8 protein-coding genes are annotated in these 15,084 nt (G+C 47.5%); all 8 read right to left on the bottom strand.

The window, feature by feature from the left end; translation table 11 throughout:
* Positions 1-139 precede the first annotated feature (139 nt).
* The gene (locus DCCM_RS01875) at positions 140-4,024 is read right to left on the bottom strand and encodes a DNRLRE domain-containing protein (protein WP_104370772.1); all 3,885 of its coding nucleotides are present in this window, start codon (positions 4,022-4,024) and stop codon (positions 140-142) included.
* Between the two features lie 51 nt (positions 4,025-4,075).
* Positions 4,076-6,730 (bottom strand): filamentous hemagglutinin, encoded by a 2,655-nt coding sequence (locus DCCM_RS01870; RefSeq protein ID WP_128739052.1) that lies wholly within the window; start codon positions 6,728-6,730, stop codon positions 4,076-4,078.
* A 182-nt stretch (positions 6,731-6,912) separates the two neighbouring features.
* Positions 6,913-7,524, bottom strand: a complete 612-nt coding sequence (locus DCCM_RS01865; RefSeq protein WP_207655520.1) for a hypothetical protein — start codon at positions 7,522-7,524, stop codon at positions 6,913-6,915.
* A 33-nt stretch (positions 7,525-7,557) separates the two neighbouring features.
* Positions 7,558-8,055 (bottom strand): hypothetical protein, encoded by a 498-nt coding sequence (locus DCCM_RS01860; protein ID WP_104370843.1) that lies wholly within the window; start codon positions 8,053-8,055, stop codon positions 7,558-7,560.
* Between the two features lie 109 nt (positions 8,056-8,164).
* Positions 8,165-8,623 (bottom strand): hypothetical protein, encoded by a 459-nt coding sequence (locus DCCM_RS01855; RefSeq protein WP_104370770.1) that lies wholly within the window; start codon positions 8,621-8,623, stop codon positions 8,165-8,167.
* Positions 8,624-8,700: 77 nt separating this feature from the next.
* Entirely contained in the window at positions 8,701-9,504 is an 804-nt protein-coding gene (locus DCCM_RS01850; RefSeq protein WP_104370769.1) for a hypothetical protein, read from the bottom strand.
* Between the two features lie 14 nt (positions 9,505-9,518).
* Positions 9,519-10,631, bottom strand: a complete 1,113-nt coding sequence (locus tag DCCM_RS01845; RefSeq protein WP_104370768.1) for a cell adhesion protein — start codon at positions 10,629-10,631, stop codon at positions 9,519-9,521.
* Positions 10,598-15,067: a hypothetical protein gene (locus DCCM_RS19105; RefSeq protein ID WP_231702604.1), complete on the bottom strand. Its 4,470-nt coding sequence runs from the start codon at positions 15,065-15,067 to the stop codon at positions 10,598-10,600. The genes DCCM_RS01845 and DCCM_RS19105 overlap by 34 nt, the downstream gene beginning before the upstream one ends.
* Between the last annotated feature and the right edge of the window lie 17 nt (positions 15,068-15,084).

The raw sequence follows: 15,084 nt of genomic DNA, 5'->3' as shown, positions 1-15,084 counted from the left end.
TTTCCAGCCGGTATTAACGAAAAAAAAATACCCCCCTTGATAGAGGAGCATTTCACTTGGTCCCAAAGGTCTTTAAACCCGCCATTTAGAGATGCAAACAAACTGTCAGGCAGAGGGTTCTATCCATCCCCGGTTCTTTCTACATTATGAAAGCATATGCTCCAAGTATACCCACCTCGATATAACTAGGTAGATTGCCGTGTTCTTTGGTATTTATGAAACCCGGCAGGTCAGATGTTTTTATCGCCCGGCACGTAATATGCCCTTCTAAATCAGAAGCCGCCTTAACCCTGACAATCAAAATTCCCCTGTTGTCCTTTGCACCCCAAACTTTAACTGCGATGCTGCCGGGTAGGCTTTCTTTTCCCAGGGCTATGGCAACTAAACTACAATTCAAATCACAAAAGTTTGATAAACGAACGGCTAAATTACCACTTCTATCGGTATACCGTGCCTTCCGGGCAGCAATAGTTCCCTGCAGGCTGCTATTCTTCTTTACCCTCACCGCAAACATTGCAGATAAATCATTTGGCATGGCCCTGCGAACAGAGATGATTGAAAGCAAATTGTGCTTGCCTTTTACCCGAATCGCGACATGAGAATTTATATACCCTGATCTAATAAAAACAGAAGACTCCAGGTCCGAGGCATATTTATTTCTTAGCGTTATATATGAATGCCAATCAATAGTTTTATTGAAAGGTATTGCCATATGTCCGGCAAGGTAAGGTGAGCGCACCTGCAAATGGCCATGAAAATTATATAACGCGGGTATATACAAAAAGCATTGTAATTCTTGATACCCCAGCTGCCAAATTGAAATTTCAGAGGGAAGCGCCTCAACAGCAATTTGCCTTGCGCTTATATGTCCGGGCAAATCAGCGAACCTGGCAACCGATAGGGAACTTTCCAGTTTGGCCCTGTTCACGGAGACCCGTCCGGGCAAGCTGTCATGGTATCTAACGTACCCACCGGCCGATATATCATTTCCCTCTGATAATCTAATACTAATATGCCCGCTTAAGTTTACCTTTTCAAGAATAGCGATGGAACCAATCAAGTCTTGTCTGTTTATAAATAGTGCGGCTGATAAATCATCATCGCCAAACCGGCTGATTGTAATGCCGCCGGATAAATAAGGACTGCTGATAATGGAACTTGAAGGCAAGTCATTCTCCTCTTCCCGGCGAACACCAAGCCGGGATATGAGGTCTTTTCTAAAAGGTACTGTAATGTCACCAGGTATTAATTTTTTGTTTACATTAATTTCAGCAGCAAGTTCATCAAAATCCTTTACCCGCGCCCCCACCGCACCTGGCAACCAAGCATATGCGGACCTGGCGATACCGATATGCGAATACAGTGACGCTTTGTTAATTTCGATGGTGCTGTACAGTTCCCTTGGGTTATAGATGAACGCGCAACCTGTTAAATCGGAATAATAGGCATACTGCCGTATATTGACAGAGCCTTTAATATCTTTAACCTTGTTTTGGATAACGGTAAGATCCGCAATTATAAAATCATAACCGATACTAAAAATTCTCGTATCATAGTAAGTTATTTCCAGAACAGGCCTGGATTCCTTCTGCTCTCTCGTATAGAATATCTTTATTTTATCATCCAGTTCATTAATTGCTCTCAACAAAAACCCGCAATTCTGTTTTGTCCCATCCTGCCAGGCAGCCACCAATTCCGTAACGTCAATATCAACATACCGGATTGAATCGCCTACGGTCTTTACAACACTGAAACCTGTGTAGGTTCCCGCATCGATGTTGCCGGGACAGGGCTGATTCGCCCAGGTAATTCCATACTCCGTCCAATCGGCCGCAGGCCCGGCCAGCTGCACATCAAGTAAACCTTTATAATAACCACTGAAGAATACCTTTAAAACAGCTTTGCCTATGGTCGTGTTCTCTTCAGGGATTGAGGAAATATCAAAACCAATATATGATCTGTATTTTTCATCCTTGCCCGCCGAGTAGCCCACATACATCTGTTCCTCCGTGCCGTAGTTCAGCCTGGGCACATTACCGCGGACAAAAGCGTCTTTAACAGGATACAGGGCAACGGTGGTATTGGGCCTCTCCATTATGGTGTAACTGCCGGACACTTTATTGTAAGGAGGTATACCTAAATGCCCGGGCAGTTCACAATATTCTTTGATGCCCAGCTCCGAAGGAAAATCTTCATAATAGACGGGTAGCACATTATATTTACCACTCATTAGAGCCTGAGCGGTAAGGCCAATACTGGATTGAAGATTATCCGCCGCTTTAACCTCTGCCCACGAAGATAGGTCTTCAATATATACACCCAAAACATTATATCTACCCGCCATTACAGCTTTAGGGGCTATACGCATATTGCTCTTGAAATCCACCGTGCTTGTAATGGTAAGGCTTGCCGGCAACTGAGCCACATAGATACCTGACGTACCATACCGTCCTGTCATCCTCCCCCGGGGGTTGACGCTTATTTTAGACGGCAACTGTGCTATAGCGCTAATTTTAATTGAAGCTGCCAGCTCACTTATATAAACCCCTGAACAACCATATCTCCCCGTCAACTTATTCCAGGGATTTATTTTCAAATTTGAAGGCAATTGTGAAACAGAACTGATTGTGAGAGTTGACTGCAGATTATTTATATAAATACCAGTAACATTGAATCTGCCAGTCACTTTATTACAGGATGCGATTTTCAAGAAAGAAGGTAAATTACCCGAACCTTTAACTAATAGCGAAGAAGGTAGATCTATAATATATAAACCTGATATGTTATAGCTGACCCGGATTAAATTTGCCGGAGCCACGGAAACTTTGGCGGGTAAAGAATTAACCTGCTTTACATCAATGGATGACTGAAAATCATCGGCATAAGCGCCAAATACATTGTATCGCCCCGTGGTCTTCGCCGAAGAATTGACCCCAAGGCCGGCGGGTAATGTACCTAAACTGTTTATCCTCAGTGACGAAGGCAGTTCATTTACATATATCCCGTCTATCTTGTATTCAGCCCGCATCAAGCTGGACGGGCTGACACTAAAGCCACCGGGCAAATCAGTGATATTTTTTACACTGATTGAACCATTCAGCTCACCCGCATAAATGCCTTCAATGTTGTATTTACCTGTAATCCCAGCGCCGGGAGCAATGTGCAGCAAACTCTTCAGGTCATCCGGTTTTTTAATTGTGATATTGGAGCTTAGTCCAGCCATGCCGACAGGTGTGGTATCGTAATGAGCACCGGCCTTTCCTGAAGTCATCACCCCGATATGCCCGGGCAGCAAACTGATGAAGGGAACATAAATATTGCTTCTTAAATCTGCCGCTTCCCCTGCCCGCAAGTATCCGGCCAGATAGTTGCCGGCTACTTCCGCCCCGGTTAAAGCCCTGTCATAAATGCGCACTAAAGGTATTGAGCCTCTAAAAAACTGGTCTAAGGAGTTATTGGGTCTACCGATGGTAAGGGCGGGACAAGCATTGGTGAACGAACCCGCCGCAGCCATTGACCTTCCTTCGGGAGCACCGTTAAGATAGGCCCAAAGCAAACCGGTGGAATTATCATAAACCCCCGCAATGTGATACCACGCTGAAGGGCTTAAAACCCCATAATTATAAGCAGCCTGCCTGGTTGCAGTCTTGACATCTAAAATAAGTTCACCGAGATCGTTAAAGTGAATCGCCGCGCCTGTTGAAGAAGCCTGGCCGCCTGTGGACAGCACATACGAACCTCCGGCATAGTAAATCCATGCTTCAAAGGTAATGCTGCCGGAAGGTTTACTGAAATCATCACAGGTTACATAATCATCCACACCATCAAATTTTAAAGAATAAGGGTTGGTAACTGTGTTATCACCAACCCACCCACTTACCGCATTATATGCAAAATTTGTCAGCGTGCCGTTACAGCCCTTGCCGCTAAGATCATACCAGCTTGCAGTTGAAGGGTTTGCCCCCGGTGATAAACCATTGTCAGCCAACGAAGCATGATAAAATAGCACTAATCCCTTGGACACACCGTATCACGTCCTTTAATCCCATTGAATTGAGATTCCAAGTCCAGATTATTAAGCCGGGCTTGCCTTGGCCCGCAGGTCAAATGTTCCGCCCTCTTTTACGGTAATGGCGGAACCAATCCGCGCATAGAATTTAGCCGAGTTCCCCGGGGCGAATGTACCGCTGAATGTAATCAGATCAACCGGTATAAAGGGAGATTCGGACTGACTCAATTCAATGGTCATTCCAGGCTTAACGGTCAATTGATCCACCCATACCTGCATATTATTCACAGAAAAATCAGCATTGTTTTGGAGCCATACAGGTTTGGGCAAAGAAGTCTGACCGGCAATCATGTTGCCATATTCCAGATACCTCAATACATTACCGGCATTATCCGAGTAATATTTGCCGAATTCATTTCTGAAACCCAATATTGGCGCTGTTAACGGCAATAAAGCTCTTAACGCGGGGTAGCCGCCGTTATACGCCGGGTCCAATATCCATGTATTGGTAAAATCCCACCCGTTAGCTGAAAGGTAGGTTCCGTCATATTTCATTTCAGCGGTATATTTTGATATTGCCTTATCGTCAGCAGCATTCGCCGATAATTGATAATCATAATAACACTCAACAACAATTGGATAATAATAATGGCTGCTATAATAGTAAGGAGCGCCTAAAAAACCTTTGCCTGAATTTGATGCAAATATAGAACAGAATGAAATACATCTACGAAAATTATTTGTACCGGGTAGAGAAGTACCACCGCTAACAACGGTACAACCGCAAAATCCTGCGGCATTAACACCGTTTATAGTAACTCCTGAATAGCAATCCTCGAATACATTATTGGTAATAAACCGTCCAACAAATCCACCTGACCAGCCAGTCCCTGTAACTTCCATTAAACCGGAAGCATGACACCTACGGATATTTATTCCATTATTAGTGTAACCAACAAATCCACCGCAATAATTGACACCCATAACCTTAACACGGGCAGAACAAAACTCTACCAATGTTGAAGCGCCATCCAAATAACCAATTAATCCTCCAGCATACTCACTTACTGAACGAACTTTAGATATATTGAATTGAACACTGTTACAGTTAGTTATATAGACATTTAATGCATAACCGGCAAGAACGCCAGAATAGTTAGCGCCAGTTATATCAGGATCAATAATATCAAGGTTCTTAATAGTCGCATTCACGGCATATCCAAAGAGACTCATATAATCATCACTTTGCCTGTTGATAAACAAGTCTGCAATGTATCGGCCATTGCCGTCAAATGTTCCGGTAAAGGCATTGCCAAATGGAGTTGCATTATTATCCGTGCCTATGGGCTTCCAGCCGTTACCCGCCTGGTGGTCAGTCATTTTAATGTCATCCATTAGTTTGAAATGCTTGTCACGCCAAAACCTGATCTGGTTAAGATCAAATTCATTATAGATAAGAAAAGGCTCGGCTGCCGTACCCTTACCGTACTTATAACGAATATACTGCCTTAGTTCAGGATAACCGTTGTTGTAATCCGAATTAATGTGCCACACCAAATCAAAATCATAGCAGTTGGCGGTATCTGTAGAAACATAAAAAGTATTTTTGGATTTCATCTCAGAGGAAGTTCTGCCGGCAACACCGCTGCCGGCGCTGGTCAGCCTGCCTGATGTATCTTTATCCCAGAAACAGTAGATGAATGCTGAAGAACCATAGCCGGCGAAACCCCCGTAATTTATTCTGTTATTAGCAACAGATATATCAGTCACACTGCCTGTGGAATAACAACGGTACATAGTACCAACGTTAGCATACCCCACAAAGCCGCCGGCGTTATCAAACCTGGACGATACGCTTGCACGGGAATACGAGTTATAAATATAGCCGGTGTAATGGTAACCAACCAAACCGCCGGTATTGTTGCCGCCCGTGACAGAACCGGAAACAACACAACAGGTATTAATTGAGCTTGCATTAGACCCGGCCAAACCGCCGGTATGGCTATAGCTTCCTGTGCCTGCAGCGTCATTCGTAATGTTAACATCTACAAGTTTTACGTTGGAGATAGTCCCTGAGTTATACCCGAACAAGCCGACAGAGTTCCTGGCAGCGTTGATAAACAGGTTCTTAATCATGTATCCCTTGCCATCATACTTACCTGAAAATTTTGCGGTATCATCTCCGATAGGGGTAAAACCAGCGCCTGTTTGGAATTTTGACATTACAATATCGTTGGTCTGAATATAATAAGCGCTCAACGGAGTTTGACCGGTTCCAGCGCCGCGAATAGCGTTCAGGTCATCTTCGGTGGAGACAAGATAAGGATCTGCCTGGGTGCCGCCGCCACCTGAAAAGTGTTCCACATAAATGCGGGTCTTACCGTCCACCTTCTCGTAATAGGGGCGCGCCCCGCCTGTGGCTTCCTTATCGTCAATGTAAATAATTTGGGCCTGGCCGTTTTCATCGGGCTCGCCGACAACATAAACCCTGTCATAATCAGCGTAAGGGAGCACTATCACACCGGAAGTGGCGGCCGCTCCGTCCACCCACACAAATTCCCTGGGGTAATCTATACCTTCCGGACTTTTATCCCCCTCAAGAATACCTATAGTCTCCCTGCCCTTTACGGAAAGGCCCTCCGGATTATCGGTGTCCAGGATGACAGTGGCTTCCAGGTGGTGTTCATAGAAAAAACCGCATATCTCCAAATACTCCTTCAAATCCGCTTTTTCTTCTTCCGTAAGCTCGTTTATGTCTTTATCCTCTATGGCGTCAATATTGTGAAGCTCTCTTAAATTCGCCCACCCATTCCTTGAAAGAATTTCCCGGGGCGTGGAGGACACTTCAAGTATTACTTTATCGTCCTCAGTGGTTTTAACTATATAATTCCTGACATAATCAGTTAACGAAGCACCCAATTTAATTCGCCTCCAACATTAGGCTTCAGGGGAGCGATAAACTCTTCAGCCACCAGCCCGTTACGCCTAATTACAAATTTCCCGTCCAATTCCTTATCCGCAACCAGCCTTAAAGCTATATAAATTGGTTTATTAAAAGGAATTTTTACAATAGCTTTAAAGTTGAATGTAACGCCATCTATATTAAGAACAGCCTTGTATCCAAAGTTATATTGGGTAATTCTGCTGCCCACGCCCCCGCCGGCCTGGGTAAAATTAGCGAGTCCCATAGCCTCGGCATCCTTGTACATGATTACATCCCTGCTGACGGTATTGAACAGTCCGCCTGTCAAGAAGTAATCTTCCCCGGAAGCGCGGTAAATAGCTTCAATGCAACTGCCTGACAAATTAAAAGTGCCATCGGTTTCATAAAAAAATTTCCTGTGGTGTCCGATTAAGCCGAAACGCAGCAGTTTATCCTGCTGTAGCCTGTAAAAGCTATTTTCTTCTTTTGTTACAAAATCGAACTCGGAAAGGTGAGTACCGTCGATGTACTCACCTACCCAGATAAAGTCCTGTTCAACCGGAGAAAGCCCGTCACAGTTTGCAAAAATCATTTGATGTTCCTCCCATTGTATTGAGAATTGATTTTAAACGTATTGATAAGCCACCCGGGTCAAAAAGTTCACGTTGCCGGCAGTGGCTGTAGCCGGTACGTTGGCTCTTAAAGAAACTTGAGCATAGTTGCCCTTGGCGTTTGTTTTGGAACTGTCATTGGCCACGCCCAGAATTTCCTTAGCATTGGGAGAAGTGGTCACATCATTGAATGTGGTGTTGCCCCCGGCTTGAATAACGTGGGTTGTCGGGCCGCCAATCTTGCCGCCGGTAAAGTCGGTTTCACCCATGCTATCCACCTTGACTTCAATCCACAGGTTGGTCACCAGCTCTCCGGTATCGCCGCCCGCGCTATCCTTGGTCGTAATCGTACAGTTGGTCATGGTGGATACATCCGCCGTGCCGCCACGGTTATTCCAGATTAAAACCCCCAGCATTGGAGATATGGACCCCGCGTCTATGGTCCCAATTTCCCATTTTGTCAGCTGCGCAACATTATCAGCGGAATACCAGGATACTAAAGGCGCTGGCATATTAAACACTCTCCTTTTGTAATTTGTAATATTAGTATAGGAAATAAGCAATTAACCATAACAATGGAAACAAAAAAGCCCTCCTTTTCAGGAAGGCTTTGCATTATCTTTATAGAACCTTTTTATACCACACCAACAGCACGTCAGGAACACCCCCGGTTACTTTCATGGTATCCGGCGCAAAGGTGATGCCGGTGACATTACCGTTACCATCCGGAACCTCGTCATAATTAATACCGGGAGCCTGAAGGCCGCCGTTCAGAAATACAAACAAGCTGTTGGGTTTTGCGGGGCCATCCTGCAGGCTGTAGCCGGTTTCACCGCCCACGGCCTCATAGGCTTCCCGTTTGTCTTCGTTTTCCAGCCTGGTCAGCCGGTCACGCCCGGACATGGTTTCAGCGTCCACGATGTTTTCAATATCAACCAGCCGCTCTTCCAGGGTGCTGAAGGACAAAATGTCTATTTTATTTTCATTAATTTTGTTATCGACATCAAAGTGGACATCCCTCATGATCCCGGGCCGGAGCTGTTCACCACGGAAAGCCGCAAGCCCTCTTGTCCCCGCCATTTCAATCACTCCCCTATCAGAATATGCCCCCTTGATTTAGTATAGATAGATAATGCAAGGAAATAACAAACTTAAGACTAAATCTTAACGGCAATTTCAACAGTTATATCAGAAATACCGGGGCCCAGTTCAACTATATCAACCCTAAAATGATCGTTTAGGGTAACTTCGGAAACCCCTATTACAGCAGGAATATTTCCTGTCAGGGTGGATTTTTCACCCCGGTCCAACATTAAAGGGGTTGATAATACACTTACCCAGCCACCCGGTTCGCCTGATAGATCATCATAATTATTTTGGGAAATTTTTTGTATTTGTAAAACCGTGCGCTCCGTTCCCGGCACGGAGCAGGAGGCGTAGACATCTACAATTTCACCGTCAAAAGGAAAGCGGATCTCTATTTTTTGAATCCCCGGGGTTATAACCTTCCCGGGAATTACAAACACAATAACCTTTTTCAGTTCTCCATCCAGCCGGTGGTTTAAGGAAGGATAGTCCTGCCTGGCAACTTTTATCTCGCCTTCCAACCGGGTAATTCTTTCGTCAAAAGGATCCTTACCGGATGCATAAAAAGTCCTCCAGGTTCTTATGAACACTTCGTCGCCAGGATAGAATTGAGTTATTGGAGAACCATCCACGGGATTTCTTATGTCCAGCCGGATAGTGCGATCGTCTATTTCCTCGTAGCCCCCGCCCGCGGACAGGTACTGGCCATTATAATAAACTTCCAGCATTTTTAAGTTTGGGACATAGGGATAATCCAACCTGACGATAAGATCGTTATGGGAGGCAAGATATGCTTCATCCACAACAATTTCCTGGGTATCATAATAAGTAGCCCTGCTCTCATACCTTTTTAACGTCATCTTGGTACCGGCCATCAAATCTCACCTCCCTAACCATGCTGAATGTCTATTACAAAATGTTCATTCTTAAAAATAAACATATTATCAGCCTTCTCCACCCGTATCCAGAAATCGCGGCTTTCACCCGGAGCCAGCGTTCCTAATGCTATTGTGTCCCCATAGACTCCCGGTGTTCCACCGGCATCCGGGGCCACATCAGCCCACTGCCATACGAACTCATTCAGGTACTGTTTAATTGAAAGGGTAACATCAAAAGCGTCCACATCAGCATTGTTGACAACCTGCAGCATCTCTTCAATTACGCCGTTATACATTTTTCCAAGGTCGGTGAAGCCGGTCTTGGAAAGCTCCACGCCATTCCAATACACATCAATATCAAAGCCATAAAGGTAGATGTCACCGCCGCAAAATTCAACGGGGCCAACCTCACCTATAGGACTGACGGCTGCCTGGTCCGCGAAAAGTTTTACCGTCCCCTTAAAAATAGCCGAGGGAAGAATAAATTCAACCCCGGAATAACCTGTGGGTACAACTTTCGTGTCCACAGCATTCTGCAGCTCGTCATACAAAACAACCTTATTCCCGGGCAGCACATTTCCAATGGTAATAGAGGCGCTTCTGCAAAGAACAACCTCATTTACATTCAAAGACATATAACCGCCGGTTGACCCGTTCTTTAATGATACCCCGGCCATGGGCGCGTCAAGAACAGCCGAATCGAAAAGCTCCCACTGACCGTCACGCTTTGCGTAAAAGGTCCAGAGGTTCCCGCGTTTCACCGCCCTCCAGACGGTATACTCGCTTATTTTGGTGTCAAGGCTCTCTAAGAACTCCAATTTATTTAAAGCGGACTGCCAAACCACAATCCCGCCCTCATCACCGGGCTCGGAAGGAATGTAATCTGCTGTTACCTCCAGCATTAGATTTGTTTCATCCGGCAAATTAAATAAAGCAAGTGTTTGCGGATCGCTATGTTCAATCCGCAAACACCCGGAGTTGACCCGGGCCGATCCGGTAGGTGATATAATCCACCTGGAGTCCAGGGTATCGAATGTATCGTCAAAGATTAATCCACTTACTGCTTTATATATAGCCACCTTATCAACACCTACCTTGTCTTCTTCCAAGGCCAGATATTCCATGAACCGGGCTTACCCATGATAAGCCAGATCTTTTTCTTTTCCGGTTCCTCCACCGGAGGTCCCCCTTCATCGGTACTGGCACCGTTTACATGCTGCTTCCAGAGTCGTGTTTTTTTATGTTTCTTGCTAAAGCGCAACAGGTCCGCCAGCCTTTCAGCCACCTGCACAAAAAACGAAGCTTTAGCGGCATTTTCAGCAGTTGCCTCAATTACTGTTTCAACCTTGCCGGTGTCCTGTTCGGTTAACGGCAGGGCTTCTATAACATTGCCGGTTGCGGTGTCAAAATTACTGTCCAACAGACCCTGGTCATCTGAAGCAATAGCATGGTCATAACCTTTCCCGCTATTACCCTCATGCCAGCCCAGTTCAGCGATATCACCCGGTGCTTCCCGGTAACCCTGTCTCTCTGTTAGCTGGGCCGGGTCCGTTGCGCCTTCCCGGTAACCTTGCCTTTCTATCAACTGGGCCAGGTCCGTGGCGCCTTCCCGGTACCCCTGCCTTTCTGTTAACTGGGCCAGGTCCGTTGCGCCTTCCCGGTAACCCTGCCTTTCTGTTAACTGAGCTAGGTCCGTCTCGCCTTCCCGGTACCCCTGCCTTTCTGTCAACTGGGCCAGGTCCGTAGCGCCTTCCCGGTACCCCTGCCTTTCTGTTAGCTGGGCTAGGTCCGTAGCGCCTTCCCGGTACCCCTGCCTTTCTGTTAGCTGGGCTAGGTCCGTCTCGCCTTCCCGGTAACCCTGCCTTTCTGTCAACTGGGCCAAATCCGTAGCGCCTTCCCGGTAACCTTGCCTCTCTGTCAACTGGGCCAAATCCGTAGCGCCTTCCCGGTAGCCCTGCCTTTCTGTCAACCGGGCCAGGTCCGTCTCGCCTTCCCGGTACCCCTGCCTCTCTGTCAACCGGGCCAGGTCCGTAGCGCCTTCCCGGTACCCCTGACTCTCTGTCAACCAAGCCAGGTCCGTCTCGCCTTCCCGGTAACCCTGCCTCTCTGTCAACCGGGCCAGATCCGTCTCGCCTTCCCGGTAACCCTGCCTCTCTGTCAACTGGGCCAGGTCCGTGGCGCCTTCCCGGTAACCCTGCCTCTCTGTCAACTGGGCTAGGTCCGTGGCGCCTTCCCGGTAACCCCGCCTCTCTGTCAACCGGGCAAGGTCTGTTTCACTTTCACGGTAGCCTATTCGCTCCGTGAGCCCGCTTAAACCAAACCTGCTCTCTATTAAACCAATCAGGTTCCTCCCTTGGCTGGCCGGGTCAAACTTGCCCGGCAGTAAACTTGAGAACTCACCGCCTTGCTCAGCCAGGACGAATTTACTTTCAATTACTCCCCGCAGGTTCCCGCCCTTATCGGCTTTATCCCAGGCACCATCCGCAATACCGTCAATTTCCCTGTTGTGCTCCGCCAGGCCGGGGATTTCCGTGGTCCCGTAAAACTCCCGCTCCTGGGCGGCTAGGGCATAATCCGCCTCAAGCACACCGGAACACCGGCTTTCACGGTCCGCCGGGTCAAGTTCTTTCTTAATAATCCCATCCATACAGGCTCCGGTATTTCCTGTTTCCAGGCCGCTCCTCCCGGCACCGTCAATCACTTCATCCCAATTTGCTTCATTAATCCCTTCATCAACCAGCCCGCTAATAACAGTATTCCTATCAGCAAAATCCGCTTGACAGCCTTGTAACCCATTGACCGAGGTATTCTTCTCAGCAGGGCCTGCAATATTTTCAGGCAGCCCATCCAGTACCCTGTTCAGTTTTACGGATTCAGCACCGCTATTATTTACACCATCCGCCATATCCGGGCGGGTGCCTGAATCCAGTGGCATGGCGGTTATTTCGAAGCCATTGGCCAACCCTCTGCGTTCAGACGGGGCAGGAACATCCACAGTTGCCTCATAATCCCGTCCTTGCCCGGCCAGGGCATAACCGTTCTCAGCTGCTCCTGTGTTTTTGCTTACCTGTGAGGCGGTAACAGAACTTTCAACATTTGATCCGCAAGCACTTTCCACAACACCTGAGTTAAGAGCCTGGTTCTCACCGTCCGTAATGTCTGTTCTGTCAGCCCGGCTCAAAACCAAGTCAATTGTTTCATTGATTGCAGTATTCCTCTTTGCAAGCATTGGGTCAGCGGCAGATAGATTGTCAAATACACTGCCCTCAGAGTTTGTGGTTACCAGGCCGGCATCCTGAACAGCCTCGCCACCGGACCGACCCGCCGGCTCCCAGGCAGGTGAGATAACTCCCTGGCTCTTCTCCATACCGCCGGGGATATATTTATCCGCCTCCGGGCTTACTTTGGAAAGGCAGTCTGCGATAACTCCGCTTTGGCTGTTATCAGTCTCAAACACCCTATCTATCCCGGCGGCATCCTGGACACAGCCCGGCAAACCCTGGTGTTCGGTTTTTATGGTAGATATATTAATTAGCTCATTAAGGGCTAAATCATCCCTTGGCGGAATATTGCCGGAACCTGCTATTTGTATCACGCCGGTATCTGTTCCATCCTTCTCCGCCCTTTCAAAGACATCCACGACGCCGGCATTTTGGCATGGCTCGGAAACTTCCAGGTCAACGGCACTACCATCTTTATACAATTCAAAAGCTTCCGCTTTCTGTTCCCCGGAATCTGCTACGACCTCCCCGGCAGAATATTTAGCTTCCCCGCCGGTCCCCTCCAGCACCGGTGGTAATGTGTGCTCCAGGCCGGCCAGATGTCCATCAAATATATTCCGCTCCGCAGCAGCCTTTCGAACCGTGTGCTCCACACCATCCAATATCACATTTAACCGGAACCTGCCAGACGTCTCACCATCAGCAGTCACATCCGGCCTGCTGGACATGGCAACCGGGCAGCGCACCTGATCCTTACCGGCGGGGACAGCACAGTCAAAATACCCGTCCTCTTCGGCAAAGGTTCCTGTTATATCCACGCCTGTTAACCTGAAAGCTTTATCATCAGCACGGTGCACGACCTCAGCCGCTGGAGGAGCATCCACCTTATCAATACCCTCAAAAACAACCTCTTCCGCCTGAGGAAGGACTGATTTATCCGTATCATAATAAGAATAAGCAGCAGCACTAACCCCTGCTTTCTCATCGCATGAGGGTACTAACAGCGCGCCGGTTTCTAAATCATAAATTTCCGGGCTTGCAAGCGGTACATACCGGCAGATAACAAGGTCCGATATCCCGGAAACAGGATAAAGCCGGTAAACACAAAAACCGTATTGACTATATATATCTCCGTCACCCGACAACTCCTTCGGGATGCCCGCCGACATTGCTTGGGGCTTATACACCGCCGGCCGTTCACCCGGACCGCAAACCACAAACCTCTGGAACTCAGCCCCGGCAATTTTCTGTTTTGTAATCAGCTGGCGCTGAAGCTCAACCCCCGGTATTTTCTGATTTGCAATCAGTTGGCGCCCGATCTCAGCCCCGGGAGTTTTCTGACTTGTAATCAGCTGGCGTTCAATCTCAATCCCGGGAATTTTCTGATTTGTAATCAGCTGGCGTTCAATCTCAATCCCGGGAGTTTTTTGATTTGCAATCAGCCGGCGTTCAATCTCAATCCCGGAAGTTTTTTGATTTGTAATCAGCCGGCGCCCAACCTCAGCCGGCAGGGAATGAGCAGGAGCAATTAAAAACTGCTGCAGATCCGTATCAAATAAATGCTGTTTAATTAACGTGGTATGGAATCCCTGAACAGCGCCGTCGGCACTAGCTTTTTTAACCGGGTCCGCCACCTGTCCCAGAGCATTGTATACCTTCTCCAGCCAAGAAATTTGTTGCCGGACCAATATTCCCGGCATACCCGGTTTACTAATCAAAAACCTTTGACAGCCAGCCGTATAGACCTTTTTAGGAGAGAGGCTCTCCCGCTGAACGCATACTTCAGGTATACCCGGGTTACCTTGCAGGAAACTTTGGGTTTCTGCCGGATAAACCTTTTGGAAAACCGGTATCTCCCGGTAAATAAACCCGTCACAAATTTCAAAGCGCCCGCCGCCATCCAATTGCCCGGAGATTTTATCTGAAACAACAACATTATTGGCACTGAACAGATTTACCCATTCCGAAAGAAATGAAATCCCCGCCCTGCCGCTTATAACCGGTTCCTTACCGTCTTTAATTGTGCCGGCGGCCCGGAACCCGACAGGCCCAAGACCATCGAATATCTGACTGCAATCCCCGAAATACAAGGCTTTACCGCCGATACCTTCATGCACCGGGTCACCAGACAGGTGCAAGTCCCCTTTAATAACGCCACGCTTTACTTTCCGGGCTTGTTCCGTGAAAGCATTTTTCACCGCCCTGTAAGTACTTTGGACAGGTACGGCAAACCCATGTTCAGTCTCAGCCGGTATCCGGTAATAATACTGAAACCCAAACATATACCGGGGAGAAAAAAAGGTGGTGAAACTGAAGATGTACCGCTTACCACCTTGCATTTCCACCACCCGCCTTT

Origin of the sequence: Desulfocucumis palustris (genome assembly GCF_002933875.1) — a bacterium.
Lineage (GTDB): Bacteria > Bacillota > Desulfotomaculia > Desulfotomaculales > Desulfocucumaceae > Desulfocucumis > Desulfocucumis palustris.
The sequence above is the reverse complement of the archived record's forward strand: the minus strand, read 5'-3'. Positions and strand labels throughout refer to the sequence as shown.